Annotated in this window: 24 protein-coding genes and 1 tRNA gene; 22 read left to right on the top strand and 3 right to left on the bottom strand. The window is 32.3% G+C overall.

What is annotated here, in order from left to right; genetic code table 11:
• Positions 1 to 11: 11 nt before the first annotated feature.
• Positions 12 to 728 (bottom strand): methyltransferase, encoded by a 717-nt coding sequence (locus tag HB672_RS01345; protein ID WP_167606509.1) that lies wholly within the window; start codon positions 726 to 728, stop codon positions 12 to 14.
• Between the two features lie 159 nt (positions 729 to 887).
• On the opposite strand from HB672_RS01345, the gene HB672_RS01340 reads away from it, so the two are divergent.
• Entirely contained in the window at positions 888 to 1352 is a 465-nt protein-coding gene (locus HB672_RS01340) for a DUF2383 domain-containing protein (RefSeq protein ID WP_167606507.1), read from the top strand.
• On the opposite strand, the gene rimM is transcribed toward HB672_RS01340, so the two are convergent.
• Positions 1341 to 1865 (bottom strand): ribosome maturation factor RimM, encoded by a 525-nt coding sequence (gene rimM, locus HB672_RS01335; RefSeq protein ID WP_167606504.1) that lies wholly within the window; start codon positions 1863 to 1865, stop codon positions 1341 to 1343. The two genes, HB672_RS01340 and rimM, sit on opposite strands and share 12 nt — an antisense overlap.
• Before the next feature lie 60 nt (positions 1866 to 1925).
• A complete protein-coding gene (locus tag HB672_RS01330) occupies positions 1926 to 2438 on the bottom strand; it encodes a 30S ribosomal protein S16 (protein WP_167606501.1) in 513 nt (170 codons plus the stop codon).
• 130 nt (positions 2439 to 2568) lie between these two features.
• Between HB672_RS01330 and HB672_RS01325 the strand changes: the two genes are divergently transcribed.
• The 21 genes from HB672_RS01325 to HB672_RS01230 all read left to right on the top strand — a co-directional run bounded on the left by HB672_RS01325 (position 2569) and on the right by HB672_RS01230 (position 25720).
• Positions 2569 to 3060, top strand: coding sequence for a DUF6252 family protein (locus HB672_RS01325; protein ID WP_167606497.1), 492 nt, complete (start codon positions 2569 to 2571; stop codon positions 3058 to 3060).
• 155 nt (positions 3061 to 3215) lie between these two features.
• Positions 3216 to 7595 carry a DNA polymerase III subunit alpha gene (gene dnaE / locus HB672_RS01320; RefSeq protein ID WP_167606494.1) on the top strand — a complete coding sequence of 1460 codons (4380 nt, stop codon included), beginning with the start codon at positions 3216 to 3218 and terminating at the stop codon, positions 7593 to 7595.
• A 122-nt stretch (positions 7596 to 7717) separates the two neighbouring features.
• Positions 7718 to 8035, top strand: a complete 318-nt coding sequence (trxA, locus tag HB672_RS01315; protein WP_167606491.1) for a thioredoxin — start codon at positions 7718 to 7720, stop codon at positions 8033 to 8035.
• Between the two features lie 89 nt (positions 8036 to 8124).
• Positions 8125 to 10701 (top strand): M1 family aminopeptidase, encoded by a 2577-nt coding sequence (locus tag HB672_RS01310; protein WP_167606488.1) that lies wholly within the window; start codon positions 8125 to 8127, stop codon positions 10699 to 10701.
• A complete protein-coding gene (locus HB672_RS01305) occupies positions 10701 to 11630 on the top strand; it encodes a DUF58 domain-containing protein (protein WP_167606485.1) in 930 nt (309 codons plus the stop codon). The genes HB672_RS01310 and HB672_RS01305 overlap by 1 nt, the downstream gene beginning before the upstream one ends.
• 80 nt (positions 11631 to 11710) lie before the next feature.
• Positions 11711 to 11784 (top strand) — tRNA-Asp (locus HB672_RS01300).
• 535 nt (positions 11785 to 12319) lie between these two features.
• Entirely contained in the window at positions 12320 to 13012 is a 693-nt protein-coding gene (locus HB672_RS01295; protein ID WP_167606482.1) for a DUF4386 domain-containing protein, read from the top strand.
• Between the two features lie 137 nt (positions 13013 to 13149).
• Entirely contained in the window at positions 13150 to 14229 is a 1080-nt protein-coding gene (locus HB672_RS01290; RefSeq protein WP_167606479.1) for a serine hydrolase domain-containing protein, read from the top strand.
• A gap of 20 nt (positions 14230 to 14249) precedes the next feature.
• Positions 14250 to 14594 carry a 5-carboxymethyl-2-hydroxymuconate Delta-isomerase gene (locus HB672_RS01285; protein ID WP_167606476.1) on the top strand — a complete coding sequence of 115 codons (345 nt, stop codon included), beginning with the start codon at positions 14250 to 14252 and terminating at the stop codon, positions 14592 to 14594.
• A gap of 10 nt (positions 14595 to 14604) precedes the next feature.
• Positions 14605 to 15744 carry an alpha/beta hydrolase-fold protein gene (locus HB672_RS01280; protein WP_167606473.1) on the top strand — a complete coding sequence of 380 codons (1140 nt, stop codon included), beginning with the start codon at positions 14605 to 14607 and terminating at the stop codon, positions 15742 to 15744.
• Positions 15741 to 16613, top strand: coding sequence for an ABC transporter ATP-binding protein (locus HB672_RS01275; RefSeq protein ID WP_167606466.1), 873 nt, complete (start codon positions 15741 to 15743; stop codon positions 16611 to 16613). The genes HB672_RS01280 and HB672_RS01275 overlap by 4 nt, the downstream gene beginning before the upstream one ends.
• A 2-nt stretch (positions 16614 to 16615) precedes the next feature.
• Positions 16616 to 19786, top strand: coding sequence for a M1 family aminopeptidase (locus HB672_RS01270; RefSeq protein ID WP_244306561.1), 3171 nt, complete (start codon positions 16616 to 16618; stop codon positions 19784 to 19786).
• A gap of 128 nt (positions 19787 to 19914) precedes the next feature.
• A complete protein-coding gene (locus tag HB672_RS14745) occupies positions 19915 to 20043 on the top strand; it encodes a hypothetical protein (protein WP_280115276.1) in 129 nt (42 codons plus the stop codon).
• Between the two features lie 32 nt (positions 20044 to 20075).
• A complete protein-coding gene (locus HB672_RS01265) occupies positions 20076 to 20663 on the top strand; it encodes a Crp/Fnr family transcriptional regulator (protein ID WP_244306560.1) in 588 nt (195 codons plus the stop codon).
• A 53-nt stretch (positions 20664 to 20716) separates the two neighbouring features.
• Complete coding sequence (locus tag HB672_RS01260) at positions 20717 to 21361, top strand: hypothetical protein (protein ID WP_167606456.1); 645 nt, start codon at positions 20717 to 20719, stop codon at positions 21359 to 21361.
• 22 nt (positions 21362 to 21383) lie between these two features.
• Complete coding sequence (locus HB672_RS01255; RefSeq protein ID WP_167606450.1) at positions 21384 to 21833, top strand: DoxX family protein; 450 nt, start codon at positions 21384 to 21386, stop codon at positions 21831 to 21833.
• An 8-nt stretch (positions 21834 to 21841) separates the two neighbouring features.
• The gene (locus tag HB672_RS01250; RefSeq protein WP_167606442.1) at positions 21842 to 22387 is read left to right on the top strand and encodes an NAD(P)H-dependent oxidoreductase; all 546 of its coding nucleotides are present in this window, start codon (positions 21842 to 21844) and stop codon (positions 22385 to 22387) included.
• Positions 22388 to 22536: 149 nt separating this feature from the next.
• Positions 22537 to 22995, top strand: a complete 459-nt coding sequence (locus tag HB672_RS01245) for a nuclear transport factor 2 family protein (RefSeq protein ID WP_167606439.1) — start codon at positions 22537 to 22539, stop codon at positions 22993 to 22995.
• Positions 22996 to 22998: 3 nt separating this feature from the next.
• A complete protein-coding gene (locus tag HB672_RS01240; RefSeq protein WP_167606435.1) occupies positions 22999 to 23454 on the top strand; it encodes a GNAT family N-acetyltransferase in 456 nt (151 codons plus the stop codon).
• Positions 23439 to 24110, top strand: a complete 672-nt coding sequence (locus HB672_RS01235; protein WP_244306559.1) for an SDR family NAD(P)-dependent oxidoreductase — start codon at positions 23439 to 23441, stop codon at positions 24108 to 24110. The genes HB672_RS01240 and HB672_RS01235 overlap by 16 nt, the downstream gene beginning before the upstream one ends.
• 86 nt (positions 24111 to 24196) lie before the next feature.
• On the top strand, positions 24197 to 25720 hold the full coding sequence (locus HB672_RS01230; RefSeq protein ID WP_167606432.1) for a serine hydrolase: 1524 nt from the start codon (positions 24197 to 24199) through the stop codon (positions 25718 to 25720).
• Positions 25721 to 25771: the final 51 nt, after the last annotated feature.

Raw genomic sequence — 25771 nt, 5'->3', positions numbered from 1 at the left:
ATGGATTACAGTCACATTTTTAAATAGAAATCTTTAGTAAGATTTATATACTCTTGTGTGTATTGATGCCGTTCGGTCTCTATAATAAGTTCATTTGTTTCAATACGACCTTTAGTAAACGAAAATTCTATAAGACATCTTTTTATTTCTGAAGTTGGATTGCCTTTAACTCTTAAAATCTTTTTTGGAAATAGATTGAAATTCGTTGCTAAGCTAATAAAAGTTGTTTCTTCATTATATGGAATAATAACAGAAAATATTCCTGTTTCAGATAGCAATGTAGAGACACTTTCTAAAAGATGTTTAAAAGGTAATGCATCTTGAAAGCGAGCTATATTGCGTTGATTGTTTTCACTTTTGTAATCATCCGAATAAAAGGGAGGGTTGGATACAATTAAATCATACTTATCATCGATTTCTTCAACGAATTCTTCTAATGAGGCATGATAACAAAACAATCTGTCGTTCCATGGTGAATTTTCAAAATTCTCTGTACACTGTTCATAAGCATCAGCATCAATTTCAATAGCATCAATAAGTTCTGCGTGACATCTTTGAGCTAACATTAGTGCTACAACACCTGTTCCAGAGCCAATATCTAAAGCAGAAAAGGGATCTTGACTTATGGATGCCCAAGCCCCAAGTAATGGACCATCAGTGCCTATTTTCATGGCGCATTTATCTTGATTAACACTAAATTTTTTAAAAAGAAAAGGCTTAAAAGACATGTTAAGTTTTTGAGGTTAAATGTATTAATAATTTCGACTTCAATTTTATTGAAAGGACAATTATTTAAATGTTGAAAACTTATTATTAAATCATGTGAAAGTTTATAATTTAAGCCTTCTTTTTGAGTTATATTTATATAAATGTTTAGAAGCAGGAATATGAAAATAAAGCATTCAGAAAAAGTTATAACTAAGGCAAATAATTTATTAATGATGAACTATGAGGCTGAAAAAATTTATTTAGACGCCCATGATATTGTTGATGATGATAATTTAAAATCTTTTTTTAGGGAGCTCGCTTTCGAAAGAAATGAATTTGTTAGAGCATTACGAAGAGAAACTATTAACCTAGGAGAGAAGCCCAAAAGTTTTGAAGGGTTAAACAAATTAAGTAGAGCTTATTATATTTTTTGGAAAAATTTAAGGCCTTTGCTTAAGGAAAATAATACTTCAGAATTGATTGGCCAAATATGCAGTATGAAAGAATGGGGTATTGATAATTACAATGACTTACTACAGGAGTTTAATTTGTCTTTATCTTTATGTAAACTGTTGGTAGAGCAGCGAGATTTACTTCATTATAAAATGAATAGCCTAAAGGTAAGGGAAACCTTAGAAGTATAAATCTATTAATCCCTCTGGAGTTTCAACTAAAATAGTTTTTGTTTCTCTATTTACTTCTACGATAAACTCGTCATTCATTGGAATTAAAATCTCAATACCATCGCGATCTACTTCAAAAAGTGCTTGTGCTGTGGAATCATTTATAGCTTTAACAGTTCCAACTTCTCCAAAGTTTTTATCAGTAATTTTAAATCCAATCACTTCATGAAAGTAAAATTTATTGCCTTCTAATTTTGGTAAGAATTCTAATGGTAAATACAATTCGCTTTTTAGTAAGGCATCAGCATCCGCTTCAGTATCGACTTCTTCAAATTTAATGCGTAATAATTCAGATTTATGAAGTTGCGAACTTTCAATAAAAAAAGGAATTAAGTTATTTCTTACTTGAACAAACATAGCATCCAAATGCTCATATAGTTCAGGTTGGTCTGTATCTAGTTTAGCTAAAAGTTCTCCTTTAAAGCTGTACTTTTTAACAATCTTACCTAAATAAAAACAATCTTCTTTCTTCATATTATTAAATAAAAAACCCAGACACAAAGGTCTGGGTTTAAAAGTATAAAAAATAATTTTTTATTCTTCTTCGTTTGTAGCTTGTGCTTCTTCAGCTGGAGCCTCTTCTGTTGTTTCTTCTACAACTGGAGCTGCTGCTGCTATACGAGCTTCGTTTGCTGCTTTTTCAGCTTCAAAAGCTTTAGCCTTAGCTTCAGCATCTACTTTAGCTAAACCATCTTTTTTAGCGTCAACTTTAGCTGCTTTTTCGTCTAACCAAGCTTGGAATTTCTTCTCAGCTTCTTCTTCTGTTAAAGCGCCTTTACGTACTCCTCCTGCTAAATGATTTTTTAACATAGCACCTTTATAAGATAGAATTGCTCTAGCTGTATCAGTAGGTTGCGCTCCATTTTGAAGCCATTGTACAGCACCGTCAACATCTAATTCTATATGTGCTGGGTTTACGTTTGGATTATAAATTCCTAATTTCTCTAAAAATTTACCATCTCTTTTTGATCTTGCATCTGCTGCAACAATCCAGTAAAAAGGTTTTCCTTTTTTACCGTGTCTTTGTAGTCTTAATTTAACTGCCATAAAAATTAATTAGTGAGGTTCACGACCTCGATTATTAATGAGTGCGCAAAGATACTATATTTTTCTAATTCACAATTATTTAGTTTACTTTTTTATTATACTTTTGATGGCTTATAATCGTTACTTAGTTATGAAAAAGTTAAATGTAGTCCTTATCGTTATTCTCACAATGTTAAGTTGTAGTGATGAAATTAGATTTAATTCACCCGCTATGCAAGCAAATAAGAATAATGAGTTGTGGCGTTCAGATTTTTTTGCAGCAGATATTGATAACGGAGGTTTTGTTATTGAGGGGAGAAACTCTGGTGAAATAATTCAGTTAATCACTACAACAGACTCCAGAGAGATATTTAATCTTGATTTAAATAGTGATAATGTTGCCGTTTTTGTTGCTGCTGACGGAACTAGGTATTCTACCAAGAATGCCCCAGACCCAAGTTTGGGGACTTACCCAACAAGTGGTGAAATTATTGTTGAAGACATAGATAATGAGGACCCAAAAAATCTCTATGGGACGTTTTGGTTTTATGCATACACTGCGGATGGTTTAAAAGTAATTAATTTTAATAAAGGTGTGTTCTACAAAGTACCTTTGCTTGGTGGATTACAGCAAATTGAATAGAATTTAAAAATTTATAAACCCATTAGCAAAGGGCAATAATCTATGATTGCTTTTGTTGTTTAAAACTGTTCATAACTTCACTTTAAAAAAGGATTATTTCTACGTAATTTTATCGTCTTACTTTTTTTGCTAAACGTAAATTAAAAAAGGCTTTTATGTACTTAATATTCGATACAGAAACAACAGGTTTGCCAAAGCGTTGGAATGCACCAATTACTGATACTAATAATTGGCCAAGAGCTGTTCAAATAGCATGGCAACTGCATGATGTTATGGGAAATTGTATCGAGCATCAAGATTATTTAATACAACCTAACGGATTTAATATTCCGTATGATGCCGAAAAAATTCATGGTATTTCTACCGAATTGGCACAGGAGCAAGGTTTACCATTAACTGAGGTTTTAGAAAAATTCAACGAAGCACTTAATAAATCGAAATTTGTTGTCGGACAAAATGTTGGTTTTGATTTAAATATCATGGGTTGTGAGTTTTTTCGAGAAGATACTGCAACTAAATTGTTGGAACTTTCTGTTTTAGATACGTGTACGGAACATACTGCCGAATTATGTAAACTCCCAGGAGGTCGTGGAGGTAAATTTAAATTACCAACACTTACAGAGTTACACGAATATTTATTTGGAGAAGCTTTTAACGAAGCTCATAATGCCACAGCAGATGTAGAGGCAACTACACGTTGTTTTTTGGAATTAATTAGAAGAAAACAGTACACCAAAGAGCAACTGGATGTGCAGCCAGATTATTTTGAAAAGTTTACTGAAGCTAATCCTAAGGAAATTCAACTTATTGGATTAAAGCACATCAATCTCCAGAAAGCATCTGCCAAAATTCATGAGCAATTACAGGAGACACAAGAGATTGAAAACATTGAAAGCTCTGTTGATGTTTCAGAGTTAGAAAATGCCAATTTTGTACATCTTCATAATCACTCGCAGTTTTCGGTATTACAGTCCACCATTAGTATTAAAGATTTGGTTGCTTCTACAGCTAAACACAACATGAATGCTGTAGCATTAACAGACCATGCTAACATGATGGGAGCATTTCATTTTGTAAAAGAAGTGAAAAACCATAATAGAATTATCAAGGAGCAAAACGAAGAAGCTCTTGAAAAAGGAGAAGCTGCAGTTGGTGAAGAAATTAAACCAATTATTGGCTGTGAATTTTTTGTTTGTGAAGACCATTTAAACAAGTCACACAAAGATTATGGTTACCAAATTGTGTTGTTAGCCAAAAATAAAAACGGTTATCAAAATTTGGTAAAAATGGCATCCATTGCCTATACAGATGGCTTTTATTATGTACCAAGAATTGACAAAAAAATAGTAGAACAATACAAAGATGACATTATAGTTCTCTCAGGAAATCTCTATGGAGAAGTGTCGAGTAAGATTCTTAATGTTGGTGAAAAACAAGCTGAAGAAGCCTTGGTTTGGTGGAAAGACCAATTTAAAGATGATTTCTATCTTGAGATTATGCAACACAATCAAGAGGATGAAAGACGTGTTAATCAAGTATTAAAAGAGTTCGCAAATAAACATAATGTCAAGTTAGTCGCAACAAATAACAATTATTATTGTGAGCAAGAAGATGCCAATGCACATGACATTTTATTGTGTGTAAAAGATGGTGAAAAGCAAGGGACTCCAATAGGAAGAGGTCGAGGCTATCGTTATGGCTTACCAAATCAAGAATACTTTTTTAAGTCTTCTGAAGAAATGAAAGCGTTGTTTAAAGATATTCCTGAAGCTATTGTTAATATTCAAGAAGTTGTGGACAAAGTGGAAGCTTTTGAACTAGCTAGAGATGTATTACTGCCAGAATTTGGTATTCCTGATGAATTCAAGGATGAGCAAGATTTAGAAGATGGAGGCAAACGAGGAGAGAATGCTTATTTAAGGCATATTACTTATGAGGGTGCTAGAAAACGTTACGGAGAAATCACAAAAGAAATAGAAGAACGACTAGATTTTGAGCTCGTAACTATTGAAAACACTGGGTATCCAGGATATTTCTTAATTGTTGAAGACTTTATTCGAGAAGCAAGAAATATGGATGTGTCTGTTGGACCAGGACGTGGTTCAGCAGCTGGTTCTGTAGTGGCTTATTGTTTATGGATTACAAATATTGATCCTTTAAAGTACGATTTACTTTTTGAGCGTTTCTTAAATCCAGATCGTGTAAGTATGCCTGATATTGATATCGATTTTGATGATGAAGGTCGTGGACGCGTTATGGACTATGTAATTAATAAATATGGAGCTAATCAAGTAGCGCAAATTATTACTTATGGGACCATGGCTGCAAAGTCTTCCATTCGTGATACTGCAAGAGTATTGGATTTACCATTATTTGATGCTGACAGAATAGCGAAACTCATTCCTACCATGTCTAAACTCGGAAAGATTTTTGGAGCAGACGAAAAGAAACTTAAAGGGATGTTTCGTGCTGAAGATTTAGAAAAAGTTAATCAGCTATTAAATATAGCTGATGGTGAGGATCTTGAGGCCGAAACGGTAAATCTTGCAAGAATTTTAGAAGGATCAGTTAGAAACACAGGAATTCACGCTTGCGGCGTTATTATAACACCAAGTGATATTACAAACTATGTTCCAGTGGCAACAGCCAAAGATTCGGATTTGTATGTCACACAATTTGATAACTCGGTTGTGGAAGATGCTGGATTGTTGAAGATGGATTTTCTTGGTTTAAAGACCTTGACTCTTATAAAGGATACCGTAAAAATTGTAAAAGCCAAACATAATGTAGATTTAGATCCTGACAATTTTCCAATAGATGATGAAAAGACGTATGAGTTGTTCCAAAGAGGTGAAACTGTAGGGATTTTTCAATACGAATCTCCAGGGATGCAAAAACACATGAAAGATTTAAAACCAACTGTTTTTGATGACCTTATTGCAATGAACGCCTTGTATCGTCCAGGGCCAATGGAATACATTCCAAGTTTTATTGCACGTAAACACGGCGATGAAGAGATTGAATATGATCTCCCAGAAATGGAAGAATACCTCAAGGAAACCTACGGTATTACAGTCTATCAAGAGCAAGTAATGTTATTGTCGCAGAAGTTGGCAGATTTCACCAAAGGTGAAGCAGATGTATTGCGTAAAGCCATGGGGAAAAAGCAGAAAGCGGTTCTTGATAAAATGAAACCTAAGTTTATTGAACAAGCTGCTGCAAAAGGGATGGACAAGGAGAAGCTTGAAAAAATCTGGAAAGATTGGGAAGCTTTTGCAAGTTATGCCTTCAACAAATCGCACTCAACATGTTATGCTTGGATAGCTTATCAAACTGCTTATTTAAAAGCACATTATCCAGCCGAATATATGGCTGCAGTGTTATCAAATAACATGAACGATATTAAGCAAGTGACCTTTTTCATGGAAGAATGCAAGCGCATGAAATTGAACGTACTTGGTCCAGATGTGAACGAATCTTATTATAAGTTCTCAGTAAACCAAGATAATGCAGTTCGTTTTGGTATGGGAGCGATTAAAGGTGTTGGTCATGGTGCTGTAAAAACCATTGTAGAAAACCGGAAAAAAGATGGACCATATAAATCCATTTTTGATTTAGCAAAACGCATTGATTTGCGTGCAGCCAATAAAAAAGCATTTGAAAATCTGGCTAATGCAGGTGGTTTTGATTGCTTTAAAGAAACACATCGAGCACAATATTTTATTGATGAAGGAGATGGTATAACATTTCTAGAAAAAACAATTAAATATGCAAATAAGTATCAAGAAAATGAGAATTCAGCGCAAGTAAGTTTGTTTGGAGAATCTAGTGATGTTCAAATTCCAGAACCTGAAGTGCCTCCTTGTGAAGAATGGGGAACTATGGAAAAACTGGCGCGAGAAAAAGAAGTAGTTGGTATTTACATTTCTGGTCATCCATTAGACGATTTCAAAATTGAAATGACCACATTCTGTAATGCTGAAGTATCTTTATTTAAAGACCTTGAAAATTATGTAAATAGAGAGTTGACTTTTGGTGGCGTAGTGACAGATGTACAACATCGTGTTAGTAAACAAGGAAAAGGTTGGGCGTTATTTACTATCGAAGATTACGTGGAATCTTATGAGTTTAGGATTTTTGGAGAAGAATATTTGAAATTCAGGCATTTTTTAATGGTTAGTAATTTTGTGTATGTGAGAGCTTATATTAAAGAAGGGTGGGTAAATAGAGATACAGGAAAGAAAGGAGAACCAAGAATTCAATATAATAGTTTCCAGTTATTACATGATGTAATGGATAGTTATGCAAAGAAACTATCTATCCAATTCGATATTAAAGACATTCAAGAAGAGCGTATAAAAAGCATTAAAGAATTGTTGAGAATGCACGAAGGTAATCATCATTTAAATTTTGTGATTTACGATAATAAAGAGCAAATAAAATTGCAAATGCCTAGTAGAAAGCAAAAAGTAAAAATCTCACAAGAATTACTTGAAGAATTAGAGAGTCAGCAAGTGTTTTATAAATTAAATTAGCTCTTATAACATCAATCAATTTCCAAATAAGCAAAACAAATAGTGTAGTTGTAAGCTTTGGCAAAATTTTTGACTAATTTTGCATATAAATTAGTAGTAATACACAATTAAATTAAAATATTATGGCATTAGAAATAACAGATGCAACGTTTGAAGAAACGGTTTTAAAAAGCGACAAGCCAGTAATGGTAGATTTTTGGGCTGCCTGGTGTGGACCATGTAGAATGGTTGGACCAATCATTGACCAAATAAGTGAAGAATATGCAGACAAGGCTGTTGTTGGAAAAGTGGATGTAGATGCAAATCAAGAATTTGCAGCGAAATATGGTGTTAGAAACATACCAACAGTTTTAGTATTTAAAGATGGAGAAGTTGTAGGAAGACAAGTAGGCGTAGCTCCAAAAAATGCTTACACAGAAGCAATAGACTCATTGTTATAAATTAATTTAACAAATAAGCTTATAGAAAAGGTTTGGCAATGCGCCAAACCTTTTCTATTTTTAGTACCTCTTACTTTTATAGTTGTATTATGAAGCAAATATATTTAGGGCTTTTAGCCCTTTTTTTGGTAGCATGTAATAATAATGATAAAGTTACAGAATCTGCTTTATTAGCTAAAGGTATATCGTTGGATTTAGCAGAATTTAGAGCAGAACAACTTTCAAATATCGAGTATCATTTAACCTTTGATATTCCAGAATCGTTAGATGCACCTGTAGTTTCTAAATTGAAACTAGAAGCCAATATTCTTAACTTGCAACAACCACTTATTTTAGATTTCAACGCAGACAAGTCCTTGCTTTTAAGCGTTAATGCCAATGGAAGCAATATTGATATTAAGCATGAAAATGAGCATTTAATAATTGATACTACTTACTTAAAACAAGGTAAAAACACCATTGGAGTTGCTTTTAATGCTGGCGAATTATCTCTAAACAGAAATAAGGAATATTTATATACTTTACTTGTGCCAGATAGAGCAAGTACATTGTTTCCATGTTTTGACCAACCAGATTTAAAAGCAGTTTACCATTTAAATATTGCAGCACCTAAAGAGTGGAACGTATTATGTGGCGCATTATTAAAAGACACTATTGAAGAGGAAAATAAAACAAAGCACATATATAACCCTACCGATAAAATGAGCACCTATTTATTTTCTTTTGTTGCAGGTGCTTTTGAGACGACTCAAAAAACTATCGATGATTTTAAAATGAATCTGTTATATAGAGAAACCGATTCGACAAAAGTTACTGCAAGCATTCCAGAAATCTTTAGACTACATTATGAAGCAGTACGTTTTTTAGAAGATTATACCGATTATAAATTTCCGTTTCAAAAATTAGATTTTGCAACCATTCCAGGATTTCAATATGGAGGTATGGAGCATGTAGGCGCTATTCAATATAGAGAATCTACGTTGTTTTTAGATGAAACAGCAACAAAAAGTTCTGAGTTAGGTAGAGGAAAATTGATAGCCCATGAGGTTTCTCACATGTGGTTTGGAGATTTAGTGACCATGAAATGGTTTAACGATGTTTGGATGAAAGAAGTATTTGCCAACTTTATGGCAGATAAAATTGCCAATCCTAGTTTTCCGGAGCTTAACCACGACTTACAGTTTGTTTTGTCGCATTATTCTAGTGCTTACGCCGAAGATCGTACAAAAGGTGCTACATCTATCCGCCAACATTTAGATAATTTGAAAAACGCAGGTTCTTTATATGGAAACATTATTTACAACAAAGCACCAATTATGATGCGCCAATTAGAAGCTACCATGGGTAAACAAGCTTTTCAAGAAGGCATACAAGAGTATATAAAAACGTATGCCAATGGCAATGCCGATTGGAATGAATTAGTAGCAATTCTTGATAAGAAAACAGATATTGATATGAAAGCTTGGAGTGATGTTTGGGTAAATCAATCTGGAAGACCAATAATCACTGATAATGTAACCTATGATTCAAATAATACAATTTCTAAATTTAAAATAGTTCAAAAAGCAGAGGATAAAAGTGACAAAATATGGCCGCAACAATTTGAAATTGGGCTCGTGTATACAGATTCTATACACGTGATAAACGTGGGAATGCAAAAGCAAGATGTTATTGTTGAAGAAGCCGTTGGGTTGCCAAAACCACTTAATATTATTTATAATTTCAATGGATTTGGATATGGTGTTTTCCCAGTTCAGCAAGAAAATCTGGATGCTTTTCTAAATCTTGAAAATGAAGTTGCAAGAGGTTACTCATATATTAATTTATATGAGAAAACATTGAATAATGATGTGTCTACAATAGTAGCTTTTAATCTATTTAAGCGTGCTATTTTGGAAGAACAAGAAGAAGTACTTGTTCGATTGGTTTCAGGAAAATTGCAAAGTATATTCTGGACATATTTAACTCAAACACAACGAGAAAGCATACAAGAAACATTAGAAACTGATGTAAGGCAACGTTTGGAAGGAACTGAAGAATCAGGAATTAAAAAAACACTTTTTGGATTGTATAGGTCGATAGCTTATTCAGATAAAGGACGAGACTTTTTATATGCTATTTGGAATAAAACTAAAACCATTTCTAATTTAAAATTAAATAAAGATGATTATACCAATTTAGCTTCAACATTAGCGTTATATAATCATCCAGAAACACAAAATATTTTAAAAACTGCCGAAACAGAAATTACCAATCAAGATAAGCTTGAGAGGTTTCAGTTTTTATTGCCATCCTTATCAAATAATGAAGCAACTCGCGATAAGTTATTCGAATCGTTTAAAGATGCTGATAACAGAGCAAAAGAGTCTTGGGTGTTAAGAGCCTTGGGTAATATTCACCATCCATTACGTCAAGCAAGTGGTCAAAAACATTTAAACACGAGTTTGGAGTTGTTAGAAGAAATTCAACTAACAGGAGATATATTTTTTCCCAAAAGATGGCTTAGTAGCACTGTAGGAAGGTATAATTCAGCGTATGCAAAAGAAGTTATTGAAACGTTTTTAAGAGAAAACCCTGATTTTAGTCCTATATTAAAAAACAAATTGTTTCAAGCAGCAGATCCAATTTTTAGAGCGCAAACTATTTTTGAAAGCACCAAAGAATAATGAATTTAAGAGACGAAGTAAATAAAACATCAGGATTTAAAAACCTTGAATTACTAGCAAAGGAAGTGGTTGAAGGCTTTATTGCAGGGATGCACAAAAGTCCATTTCATGGATTTTCTGCAGAATTTGCTGAACATAAAATATACAATCGTGGTGAAAGTACACGTCATATAGATTGGAAATTATTTGCAAAAACAGATAAGCTTTTCACAAAACGTTATGATGAAGAAACAAATTTACGGTGTCATATTATAGTCGATAACAGTAGCTCAATGCACTATCCTGAGCTAAAGCAATTTTCAATCGATTCGTTGAACAAAATTGGTTTTTCAGCATTAGCCGCCGCATCAATCATGCACATTTTAAAAAAACAACGAGATGCTGTTGGGCTAAGTATTTATAGTGATATTTACGATTATTATTCACCTGAAAAAGGGAGTGAGCGTCATCATAGAATGCTGTTAGATCAGTTAGCAAATATGGTGGTTTCAAAATCTGTTCAAAAAACCACCAATACTTACGAATATCTTCATCAAATAGCCGAAAAAATTCATAGACGTTCGCTGATTTTTTTGTTTACAGATATGTTTCAAGATGGTATTGATGAGGTGAAGCTTTTTGATGCTTTAAGACATTTAAAGTATAATAAGCATGAAGTTATTTTGTTTCATGTGATGGATAAAGAAAAGGAATTCAATTTTGATTTTGATAATGCGCCTAAACGCTTTGTAGATGTTGAAACAGGCGAGCGTATAGATTTATATGCCGAAAACATTAAAGAGAACTATGAAAAAGCAGTTGCAAACTATTTTGAGACAATTCAATTAAAGTGTGCGCAGTATCAAATAAAATACGTTGAGGCTGATATAAATGAAAGTTTCAATAAAATACTCACTACCTATATGTTAGAACGACAAAAGTTTGTTTAGGTCGATTTTATTGAAAAATTATTAAAAAACATTTGTGTTATAAAAAATGCAATGTATATTTGCAACCGCAATAATGCAACGGTTTGGTAGTTCAGTTGGTTAGAATACCTGCCTGTCACGCAGGGGGTCGCGGGTTCGAGTCCCGTCCAGACCGCAAGATTGCTAAAAGCCTTAACCTAGTTGAGGCTTTTTTTAAGCAAACTAAAGAAGTTGTGTTGTCCCTAGTAAAATAGGGTGGTTTATGTAGTTAAACCGATGGAAAGCTTTCCTTTTTTCTTTATAGAAGATTGGGATGCTTTTTTGTTTGAGGGGATGTTTAAGGGGACGGTTTGTCCTATTGTATTAAAAAATAAAAATTATTTTTTAATACAATTATATATTTCGACATTGTTTAAAACTTAACCTTGTTAAGGTCACAAATATGGGTTCAATAAAATTCATTACCCCACAGTTCCTTTAACTGTGGGGTTTTTGTTTTCAGTTTGATTCGTTAAAACACTTTGTTAGCGTACATGGTTTTGAATTGAATTTTGTTACTATGAACCATATTGAGGGTTAAACATATTAGTAGTTAGATTCAACTCGTTTAGCTTTTGTTAAAAAGCAAGAGTAAATACTTTTCTTAACGAAAGTCAATGAAATCTATTTTGTGAGCCAATAATTTTGCATAGAATATAATATGTAGAATTATGAAAGAAATTGCAAAAATTTCGGGAATAGCTTATTTAATGATTTTTATATCTGGCTTTTATGCCAATTTTGCCGTGCTTGAAAGCCTCCTAGATATTAATAATCCGTCAATTACAACTGCAAACTTTATTAATAATCATTCACAATTCGGAAACGGATTACTTGGGTTTGTTATGATGTTGTTTTTTGATGCACTTCTGGTTTGGTCACTTTTTGGTTTAACAAAATCAATAAGTAAAAACATCACTTATTTAGCTTCATTTTTTAGGTTATTGCACGCCCTGTTTTTTGGTATTGCCTTATTTAAGCTATGGAATATTTATCAGCTAACATTTAATGCAAGTAATTCTGTAACCTTACAGCATCGTGTAATGAAGCTATTATTAGATTTTGACACACTTTGGACTGTTGGATTATTGTTTTTTGGTATCCATTTAATTGTTTTAGGATATCTAGCCTTAAAATCACAATATATCCCGAAAGCTCTAGGTCTGTTATTGCTTCTAGCAGCTATAGGTTACATTATAGATGGTATGGCTAAACTATTTATGCCAAATTATATTGATTATAAAGATGTTTTTGAAGTTATCGTGATTATGCCATCAGTAATTGGAGAGTTTTCTTTTACAGTTTGGCTACTAATTAAAGGGTTTAAAAAACAAAGGGGACTACAAAATGCAAAATTTGTGTAACCCCAAGAAGCTCTTTTAGTCATAATTCGAGATTGGTAAATTTTCTTAAGATACCTTAAGATTATTAATAAGCTGACCAATTAAATTTGGATTAATAATAAGAACATCTAATACATAATCAATAAAAAACGAACACAATGAAATTAAAACTATTAAAACGAAGCCTGTTTTTTGTCAGTACTATTTTGGTTCTACAATACACATATTCACAAACTTTAGAAACTCAAATAGATAGTGTTTTAACTACTGTGTTCAAAAAGAAGGATGAACCAGGAGGTGTGTTTTTAGTAGCAAAAAATGGTGAGTCAATATACAGAAAAGCATTTGGTAAATCTAACATTGAACTCGATGTAGATATGATGCCAGAAAATGTTTTTCAAATAGGTTCTACGACCAAACAATTTACAGCTATTGCTATCATGATGCTCCAAGAACAAGGGGAATTAAATGTAAATGATGCTGTTTCAAAATTTATTCCAGATTACCTTAATGGAAACAATATCACTATTCATCATTTATTGACGCATACGTCTGGTATTAAGGATTTTACTAAGATGAAATCCATTTTGAGAATTGCAAGAAAAGATATGGCACCAAAAGAGCTAGTTGACTTTTTTAAAGATGAACCTGTAGAATTTAAGCCAGGTGAAAAATTTGAGTATAATAATTCTGGTTATGTAGTATTAGGATATATAATAGAATTGGTCTCTGGAGAAACATACGAAGATTTTATAGAAACAAACATCTTCGAAAAACTTGCAATGAACAATTCTCGTTATGCGAGTGATAGAGAGATTGTAAAAAATAGAGCCTATGGCTATCATAACAGAGGAGCGTTTACAAACAAAATGTTTGTGAGTTTAAGTATTCCGTATGCTTCTGGTTCTTTAATGTCAACCGTTGACGATATGTTAAAATGGCAAGAAGCCATTAACAATAATCTGTTAATTTCTCAGAGTACAATTGATAAAGTATTTCGAAAAAACACATTAAACAATGGAGAGCAATTTACCTATGGTTATGGTTGGCGTTTAAAAGATATTGATGGTGTGCCAACGAGAGAACATGGAGGAAGTGTATTTGGCTTTAAATCTATGGGCGTTTATGTGCCAAGTTTAGATATTTATGTTGTTGGGTTTAGTAATTGTGATTGTAATTCGCCAACGCAGGCAACAAGGCAAATCACGGCCTTAGTAATCAAAAAGTTTAAAAAGTAAAAATTTTAAAATAAAACGATATGCCACACTTTGTAATAGACTGTTCGCAACAGATCATAGAACTAAAATCACCTGAAAATATCATGCAAAAAGTATATGATACAGCAGAATCAACAGGATTGTTTGCTCCTGACGATATTAAAGTAAGGATTAATTCTTTTCAACATTATACTGTTGGGAATACTAAAGCTGATTTTATTCATGTATTTGCTAATATCATGCAAGGGCGAAATACGGAACAAAAAGCAAAACTGTCAAAGCAAATTGTGACAGAGCTTAAAGCTATGTTTCCTGAAGTGCCTATTATCTCTATCAACATAAGGGATTTTGAGAAAGCAACCTATTGTAATAAAGCTATGATATAATTTCTTAAATATGATAAAAAGAATAGTTTTTTCAACGTTTATAAGTTGCTTATTAGTAGTAAGTGTAAACGCTCAAAATAGTCCTACTAATAATACTATAGGGACAAACCATTTTATTAAATCAAAAGCGTTGGGCGAGGAGAGACAGATTCAGGTTTATCTTCCTCAAAATTATGCACATTCTAATGAAAAATATCCTGTGGTGTATGTGTTGGATGGACAGCGATTTTTTCTATACTCAGTAAGCTTAAATCAATCTTTTAAACAGTTCCAATTAACGCCAGAGTTTATAGTTGTTGGAATAAATACTGATTACCCAAAACGATTTCAGGATTTAGGAGAAGGAAAGGAAAAATTTATTGAGTTTGTTAGTACTGAACTTATACCATATATAGATACTAACTTTAGAACCAATAATGAAAAATTATTTTTTGGATGGGAGTTTGGTGCAAGTTTAGTTTTTAACACGATGTTGTCAAACCCAACATTGTTTGATGCACATATCATGGCAAGTGCGTATCCTATAATGGAAGCCATAGATAAGTTAAACGGTGTTTCAACATTACCAACAAACCTCTATTTTTCTATAAGTCCAGACGAGTATGATGGAAAACACAGTGCCGTTAAATTAGATTCCTTATTATCTCAAAAAAATATTGAAGGATTACAATGGACTTTCTTAAACCTTTATATAGAAAAACACCGTTCAACTGGTTACCCAACCTTATATCATGGACTTAGAAACTATTATAAATACTATCAGGAATTTGAAACCAATAATCTTCAAAAATTTATCAATGCTGGTGGTTTAGACTATGCTAATCGTTATGCCAAAGAAAGAGCAAACAGATATGGGTTTTCTCCAGAACTTTCTCTCTGGTCTAAATTTACCATCATTAGAAGTGCCATGAGAGCAGAAGATTTTTATCATTTTGAAACATTACTCAATGCTTTAGATAAAGAGAAAATAATTGATGGACTGATGAGTGGTAATATGGAGTATGCCGTTTCTCACTTTGCTAACTTTTATGTAAAAAGTAATCGTTTTAAAGAGGCGGTTGAATTGTATGATGTTTTATTAGAAAAGTATCCAGATTCGGAAAAATTATTAAAAGAGAAGACAAAAGCAATTAAAAAGATTAAAATATGAACTCACTAAAGATTAAGAATCTAAATCTTACCTATAAAAACGGTCATGAAGCCATAAAAAATATTTCATTAGAGATAAAGAATGGAATGTTTGGATTGTTAGGCCCAAATGGTGCTGGTAAATCCTCCTTAATGAAAACGATTGTGGGATTACAGAGACCAACTTCAGGTTCTATTATGTTTAATGATATAAATGTAGTACAAGACACAGATTATATCAAAAAAAATCTAGGATTTTTGCCACAAGATTTTGGAGTGTACCCTAAGGTAAATGCATACGACTTATTAAACCATATAGCTTTTTTAAAAGGTGTTAATAATAAAGTTGAACGTCAGAAACAGATTCAATATTTGTTAGAAAAAGTCAACCTTTGGGATTTTAGAGATAAAGAGGTACATACCTTTTCTGGCGGTATGAAACAGCGCTTTGGCGTTGCCCAAGCTTTACTTGGTAACCCGAAAATCATCATTGTAGACGAGCCAACAGCAGGACTAGACCCAGAGGAGCGTAACCGCTTTAACACGCTTTTAAGTGATATTAGTAGTGAAGTAGTTGTGATTTTATCTACTCATTTAGTTGAAGATGTGAAAAACCTATGTTCTGAAATGACCATAATGAATAAAGGTAGAATTCTTAAAACTGGTAAGCCAAAAGACTTAATTGAAGATTTAGAAGGTAAAATCTGGTCAAAATTTATTAATAATGATGAACTAGAAATTTACCAATCAAATCTAAAAGTTATTAGTCAACAACTTATAGAGCGTCAACTTCAAATCACAGTGTTTTCACCTACACAACCTGAAGCATTTTCATCAGTTGAACCAATACTAGAGCACGTTTACTTTAATGTTCTTTCTCAAAACAATTAATTATGAATGCTATACTTCAATTTCAATTAAAGCATAGCGGAAATCGTTATGTCTTAGGTTTAACAAGTGTCATATTACTGTTTATAGGATGGTTTTGCGGTTATAAGTTTAACCTAACTGCTGGTGAAGGAATTTATCTTAATTCTCCTTACACAATTGGCTTTATGATGGCTTTGTTGAGTCTATCAATAATTTTTATGGCTATTTTATTTGCCTTGGAGATTCTATTTAAGGAATGGGATACAAAATTTGATATCATGTTGTTCTCATATCCAATTACGCTTAAAAACTATTTAATAGGAAAATTCTCAGTGTTTACTTTAAAAACTTTTCTAAGTTTTTTAATCTTAATTTTAGGTTTTGTCATTGGTCAAAACTCGCGTACTGGAAATGAAATGCAGTTAGGGTTTAGTTTTTGGTCGTATCTCTATCCTTTTTTGATCTTTGGAGTTTTAAACTGCTTTTTTGTTTGTAGCTTCTTGTTTATGATTGCTTATACTTCACGCAAGAAGTTATTAGTGGTTATTGGAGGTTTACTATTGTATGTGCTTTACATGGTATTACTGGTGTTTTCTAATTCGCCATTTATGGCAGGAAGCATACCACAATCTATTGAAACCCAGCAACTATCATCATTATTAGATCCTTTTGGAGTATCAGCATATTTCTTTGAAGCTAAAGACTTTAGTGTTACCGATAAAAATCAGTTCATCGTTCCATTAAAAGGCTTTTTGGCTATCAATCGTATAGCTTATATGTTGTTGTCAATATTGTTTTTGGTAATTTCTTATCGTTTTTATGTGTTCAATAAAGCGACAAGTAAAAAGGAATTAAAGCGTATTCAGCATAAGGTTAAGGATGTAAAAGTAAGATTAACAAAAGTTAAAACACCAGCTCTTAATTTTAGTTTTAAGTCAGAGTTCAGTTCAATTATTTCCTTTGCAAAGGTTGATATAGTTTACCTCTTTAAAAGCGTAACCATAGTTGCCGTTTCAATGCTGTTAGTATTCTATGTTGGTATAGAGATGTATTCTGATATAGATAAAGGCATACGTTTACCAAATTATTATGCCAGTTCAGGACTTTTGGCTACTTCTATTTCTCAAAGCTTTCACTTAATAGGAGCATTTGTTTTAGTGTATTTTATAAATGATATGTATTGGCGAAGTACTACAGCCAATTTTTATTTAATTGAAGACAGTACATTTTTTTCAAAAGCGAAATTAAAAGGGCACTTAATGTCATTAGCTGTGCTATTGGTATTCTTAACTACGCTACTTATAGTATTAGCATTAGTGTTACAAATAAGTTATGGATATACCCAAATTGATTGGTTGGCTTATTTTGGGGTTATTATATTTAATACAATTCCGCTTTTCCTTTTCGGGGCATTATTACTTCTTGTCAATACTATTATAAATAGCAAATATGTAGCCTTAGGTGTTTCAATATTAGCGGTTGTAGTTTTTGCAACACCATTATTTAAGATGTTGTTGCCATATCCATTGTTACACATTTTCTCAGGGTTCAATGGTGTGTTTAGCGACTTAAATGGATATGGTGCTTATCTGTCGGCCTTTTCAAACAGATTGTTTTTTGGAATAAGCCTATTGGGCTTAATATGGGTTTTAAATTCATTTTTAAAATTTAAACAATGGACCAAGTTGAAATCTTTTATTGCCATTGTTTTCTTTGCATTAGGCGTTTTTGGAGGCTTTAATTTTATGAATGGCTATTTACCAAAAAATGAAGATGTACAAATAATTGAAGCAGTTAATTATGAAAAAAATTACCGTCATTATCAAAATATATCGCAACCAACAATTATAGATGTAGACACAAAAATAGACTTGTATCCTTCTGAAAATTCTTATAAAATTCAAGGAAAATATAGAATTCAAAATCTAACAGATAAACCAATAAATAAGATTCTATTGAATTTTCATTCCGACTTAGAATTAAATGAAGCAACATTTAGAATGCATAATAAAGATATTTCAGTTGATGAGATTGTTTCAGAGGTAAAACTTGATGAACCTTTTATGCCAAGTGATACAGCGACTCTGGAGTTTAATTTATCATACAAATGGTTCGCTGTCAATGGGCATCAATCTTTTAATGCCATCGTTGATAATGGTTCGTTCATGAGGATTAGTAATCATTATCCTTTGTTGGGATACCAATCACATAAAGAGATAGAGAATCAACAAAAACGAGAAGAACATGAACTTGGTAATCCAACAAATTTAAAGAAGCTTGAAGCACCAAAAGTCTTTAAAAAGGATTTTATAAATTTAAATATGGTAGTAACCACTGAAAGCAATCAAACGCCTTTGGGAATTGGGGATGTAGTTAAAACCTGGACTGAAAAAGATAGGGCAAATACCCAATACAAAGCCGATAGTATTCCATTTCGATTTGCAGTTGCATCTGCTAAGTACCAAAAGCAATCTATCAAGCATCGTAACATAGAGATTGAAGTACTTTATCATGACATGCATTTTGAAAATGTAGATCGACTACTGAATAATGCGGTTTTAAGTTTAGATTATTGTATAGATAATTTTAATGCTTACCCATTTGAAAAAATAAGCTTTGTTGAGATCTCATCTTTTACGAGTGGGTTTGCAGCTACAGCATATCCAGCCACCATTTTTATGACCGAAAACATGATATTTCATGCTAATATAGATAGTGATCCAAGCAAAGATGTCATAAATGAGTTAGCAGGTCATGAGTTGGCTCATATATGGTGGGGAAATAGTCAAATAAATCCAGATGAAAGAGAAGGTGCTTCAATGCTCACAGAGTCTTTGGCTATGTATACTGAAATGATGATTTACAAAAAGTTGTATGGGAAAGAGCGCATGATGGAACGTGTTAAAGTACATCAACAAATTTATGATAATGAAAAAGGACTTTATGGAGATCCACCTTTATACAAAGTGCCTTATGATGCAACACATATAGCTTACTCAAAAGGCGCTATTGTAATGGTGGAATTATCTGAATCAATTGGTGAAGATAAAGTAAATCAAGCGCTAAGAAGTTTTTTAGCCAATAACAAATACCCAAAAAAGCCTACAACTTTAGATTTGCTTGAGGAATTTTATAAAGTAGCACCAAATGAGGCAGTCAAATCTGAAATTGATAAATTATTTAGGGCAATATAAAATGGATCATAGAATAGACTGAATAGATAGTTTTGAATATAATAAAGTTGTAGATGTTTGGGAAGCATCTGTAAAAACTTAAACAAGTCATATTCACTTACTGTATCTCAAAATTTGGTCTGAAAGAGATGATTATAGTTCAACATTATCATCCATTGGCTCTTTGGTTCTATACATCTAAACCTATAATAATTGGATGTATTAATGCTAATGAAAAAATGAGCAAAGTTTTTCAGCAAAAAGGATTAAATGCTTAATTTTAAAGAAAGTATATAGAATCATTTTGAAATTGAAGGACTCACATAAACTAATTATTGATAATGTTAGTAGATTTATTGATTTAACCGAGCTTGAAAAGCAGAAGTATATTTCTTTGCTTACAGAAGTAAAAGTAAAAAGGAGGGCTTATTTAATGCAAGCGGGAGAAATTACTAAATACGAGTATTTTATAACTAAAGGTTGCTTAAAGGCATATACTTTAGATGTAGATGGCGTACCACATATCTCAATGTTTGCGGTTGAAGATTATTGGACAGGAGACATTGCAAGTTTTATAACCAAACAACCATCACGTTATTTTATTAAAGCTACTGAAGATTCAGAGTTGTTAGGTATTTCTAGAGCTAATTATGATTTACTTTTTCAAGAAATACCAAAATTTGAAAGGTTTTACCGAATACTTTATCAAAGATCACTCATAAGCTACATTAGGCGTTCTAACCATGGTATATCCTTAACAGCAGAAGAAAGATATATCGAGTTCAAAAAGAAATATCCAAATATTGTTAATAGAATTACCCAGAAAGACTTGGCAGGGTACATTGGTATTACGCCAGAGTTTATGAGTAAAATTATATCGAAAGTCAATAGAATGTAAAAGTCTTAAACTAGTTCATTTTTTTTCATGTGTTCCTATCGGAATTTTGAAGCATGAAAAAAATAATAATCATTACATCGTTTTTAACAATTGGGTTTGCCAACTATTTGCAAGCACAATTTACACAAGTAGAACTGTTTTCTGGTTATAATAAAACAGATTTTACATTATATTCAAGTTATGCTATTAATGAGAGCAAGACTCTAAACATTAATACGTTGGCTTTCTTTCAAAAATTCAATGATAAAGAGTATGAGGATTTTGATGAAGTAGGAATTCAACCAACACTATTTTGGAGTATTAATAAGAATATTACAATTGGGCCATCTTTATATTACAACAGTGTTGCTGGGTATTCAGAACGTTTGTCAGCAAAGATTACACTAAAAAATTCACGTATAGTATTTGTAATTATACCTACCATAGCCCATTCTGAGCAAACCAATCACAGCTATGCTGAAGCATTTGCACAGTTTCAATTCAACAAACCCATAAATGATAAAATCTCTTTTTGGTTCAATTGTCAGTTTTTAACAGTCTGGGACGATTTTAAAACGCACTCAAGGAGTTTTCAGCAATTGCGTGCAGGTGTGTCTTACAAAGGGCACCAATTGGGTATTGGTTTAGACTTTGACCAATATGGGCAAACACATTTAGAACAATCATCTTTCGGTGTGTATTACCGAAAAACTTTATAAACAATTTTAAATCTAAAACATTATGAAAAATTTAGTAAAAACACTTTTAACGACACATCCAAATATTGGATTTAGCATTGCACGATTAACACTTGGGTTAGTCATATTTCCGCATGGCGCACAGAAATTATTAGGTCTTTTTGGCGGTAATGGTTATACGGCAACCATAGAATTTTTTACAACACAAATGGCATTACCAAGCATTGTAGCCTTCTCAATAATTATGATTGAATTCTTTGGCTCAATTTCACTAATTCTAGGATTCTTGAGTAGGTTTTGGTCATTATCACTAGCAGGAATGTTTATAGGTATCATATATACAACACAATTAGAACATGGCTTTTTTATGAATTGGTTTGGTAATCAGGGTGGTGAAGGTTACGAATATTCGCTCTTAATAATCGGTCTTGCCTTAACGATAATAGTTAATGGTAGTGGCAAATGGTCAATAGATAACTTAATCTCTAAATAACAGTAATTATGAAAAAAATAATCACAATAGCAGGTAGTAATAGTCAAAAATCTATAAACAATAGTTTAATAACCTATACCGCTAATTTATTAGAAAAAGTAGAAATTATTTCAATTGATTTAAATGATTATGTATTGCCAATTTATGGTGCTGATTTTGAAACTGAAAATGGTATTCCGACTGCGGTAAAAAGACTAGACGAGTTATTTGATACTGCCGATGGATTTATAGTATCTCTCGCAGAACATAATGGGTCTTATGCAGCGGTATTTAAAAATATTATAGACTGGTTATCTCGTGTAAATATGAAAATATGGAGAGAAAAACCTATGCTATTAATGGCAACCTCACCAGGAGGTAGAGGTGGTGAAAGCGTATTACAATCTGCAAGTGCTTACTTTCCGTTTATGGGAGCCAGTATCACAGATACATTTTCATTACCCTCATTCTACGATAATTTCAATTGCGGAGAAATCAATGATGAAAGTTTGAAAGCAGAAATTCAATCTAAGGTTAATAAATTTCAGACAATAATCAATTTTCCAAAATATTAATTCTTAACTAAAGTCAATGAAGTTAATTCCATAAAGCTATAAATTTGCTTGTAAATAATATGTTGGGTTTTAAAAAAGACAGCCAGATTCTGTTGGATTTTTGAACAGAAAAAGAGAAAATTTAAATGCCTTAGCAGAAGATTAAAAATATGAAACTAAAACTAATAATTATCACGTTTTTGTTTAGTGCCCTTAATTTGGCTCAAGCCCAACAAAATAATCTTACTCATAAAGATTCGCTAAACTATACACTAAATCAGTATTATAAACTAAACCTAAAAGTATTTCAACAAAACTCAACTTTAAAAGACATAGATAACATTTTTACCTTGTTTACAGACGATTTCACCTATGCGCACCCAAAATATGGTGGTGTTTATACAAGAGAAGATCTTTACAATGGTTATAAACGTAATCAAAATAATGGAGGCTACGACGGAAGTGTTGTTGATATAAAAATCGAGAACATTATTTATGGCTTAAATGCCATTACAGTAAGTAAACGCTTCATCACAAAAGAAGAAGGTAAAGTGGTTAAAGGTGATAAGCAAATGGCCCTTTTTGAATTTAAGGATGGAAAGATTTTTATGATTAAAGAATATTGGTAAAATATGATAATCATAAGAAAAGCAAGCCAGAAAGACGCTAAAGCGTTGTTAGGTTTAATTAAGGGACTTGCTATATATGAAGGTCAACTACAATACCTAAAAACAGATTTAGACCAAATAACTGAATCAGGGTTTTCAAATGTTCAGCCTCAAAAATTCGAAGCTATCATAGCAGAACACAAAGGTGTTTTAATAGGTTATGTTACATATATGTGGAACTATTCTATTTGGAATGGAAGTACATACATGGCTATAGATGACCTGTTTGTATGCAAACCATTTAGAGGGAACAACATTGGGCAAAAATTGATGCAACATGCAAAAGACATTTGTGTTTCAAACAATATTAAACTCATAAAATGGGAGGTTGAAAGTAATAACGAAAAAGCCATTAGGTTTTATAAAAAGCTAGGAGCTCAAATACATAATAAATCAATAGTAAAATGGCATACAACATGAAACATGGAATAGTTACAGGAAGCAGTAGAGGTATTGGTTTGGCAACGGTTGAGTTGTTGACAAAGCAGCCCCATTTTAACGTGATTGGGTCTTCCACCTCAGGAAATAATCTATTAGAACATTCTAATTTTAAATGCTTAAAACTCGATTTATCCAATAATGATTCTATTGACAAATTCGTTGAGAATTTAGAAAATATAAAGCTCAACTTTTTAATAAATAATGCAGGTGTATTACTGGAAAAATGGGATACGTCAGAAATCAATATGGAACAATTGAAAAAAACATTCAATATCAATGTTTTTGGCACTATTGAACTCACCGAAAAACTACTACCACTTTTGGCTCCTAATGCACATATTATAAATATCACGTCTGATTGGGGCTCTTTTAGCGAGCAGAACTTTGATGCCTTTCAGCCACATTACAAGATGTCTAAAGCGGTCTTAAATATGTACACCAAGTTGTTGGCAAAACGATTAGAGGAAAAGGATATTATAGTATCGTCTCTAGATCCAGGATGGACACAAACCGATATGGGAGGCAAAATCGCACCTCGCTTACCTAAAGATGTGGCTATTGACATTTTAAACTTACTACATACTGATGTTATAAGCGGACAGTTTTGGCATCAAGGAAAAATAAGAGAATGGTAGTTGAATAGAAAATGTTTCTTAACTAAAGTCAATTATTAAAACTACTTAGAACAATATTTTTATCATAAACTATGAAAATGATTATTATGAACAACAAATTACAATTAACTATTCCAAAAGTTAAACATAGCATATTCCTTGTGTTAGGTTGTTTAAATGCTATTTTAAGTGTTGCCTGCCAATCGAATAAAACAACGACAGATGAATCTGATTTGTTGAGTAATCGCATCAGTAATTATTTAAAACAAAGTGAAACTAATGGGTTTTCAGGAGCTGTTTTAGTTGCTAAAAACGATTCTATTATTATTAATAAAGGATTCGGGTTCGCCGACAAAGAAAATAATGTATTCAATAACCCTAATACGGTGTATGATATTTGTTCGGTGTCAAAACAGTTTACAGGTGCTGCTATTGTCAAGTTAGCGGAAGACAACAAATTAAAACTGGAGAGCCCTATCAGTACCTTCTTTGATAATTTACCAGAGGATAAAAAAGGCATCACCATACATCAGTTATTAACCCATTCAGCTGGTTTTAGTCATGGTAGTACAGATGATTTTGATCTCACATCAATGGATATTTATTTTTCAAACCTGTTTCAAGAGAAGCTATTATTTACTCCAGGCTCAGAATATTCATATTCGAATTCAGGCTACAGTATTTTAGGGAGGATTATCGAGCTTGTTTCTGGTCAGGATTATGAAACATATCTGAATGAACACTTATTTCAACCATCAGGAATGCATCAAACAGGTTATTTGTTACCAGAATGGGATAGCACAACTATTGCCAATGAATATCTGCTTAATGTTTCCAATGAAGGTTCATATATCGCTCAGTATAAAAAAGATGGAGAAATAGCAAGGACTGTACTGGCTAATGGTGGCATACATTCCACAAACAATGACATGTATAAATGGTATCAAGCATTAAAGTCTAATAAAATATTATCTCAGGAGTCCTTTGAAACACTCACAAAACCCTATGTAGCTGAATATGAAGATGAGTCGAGCCACTATACTTATGGTTGGACTGTTTTTACATCAAAAAGAAATACTAAAGTCATCACACACAATGGGTTTAATGGAGTTTCATATAATGAATTTGTATGGTTTCCAGAAGAAGATGTTGTGATACTATTTGCCTCTAATGCATATATTAGACCTATAAGAAGAATGACCATGGAAATTGAAAAGATGTTATTTGATAAGGCCTATGTTCCTGAAGAATTACCAAAGTATATGGTTAGTGAGCTTTACAAATTTACTGAAGCATATAAGGGTAGTATTGATAATTTAGTAAAACAATTAAAACTGAAATTTAAAAATACCATCGACTCACCAAGACATTTAAATCGTTTAGGAGGCACGTATTACAGAAAAAATAAAATGGAAAAAGCCATTACCATCTATAAGCTTAACACACAACTATTTCCTGAAGATGGCAATAGTTGGGATTCGCTTGGTGATGCCTATTACAAAGCAAATGTAAACGATAACGCTATTAAAGCCTATACAAAAGCCTTAGAACTACAACCAAAAAATGACGACTGCTTTTGGTGTGACAATTCTTCAGAAAAGCTTTCATTATTAACTAAAGTCAATAATTAAAACTGCTTAGAGTAATATTTTTATGTTGTCGGTAATTAAAACAAATTGAAC

The sequence above is a fragment of the Gaetbulibacter sp. S0825 genome (genome assembly GCF_011777505.1).
Taxonomy (GTDB): Bacteria; Bacteroidota; Bacteroidia; order Flavobacteriales; family Flavobacteriaceae; genus Pontimicrobium.
The sequence above is the reverse complement of the archived record's forward strand: the minus strand, read 5'-3'. Positions and strand labels throughout refer to the sequence as shown.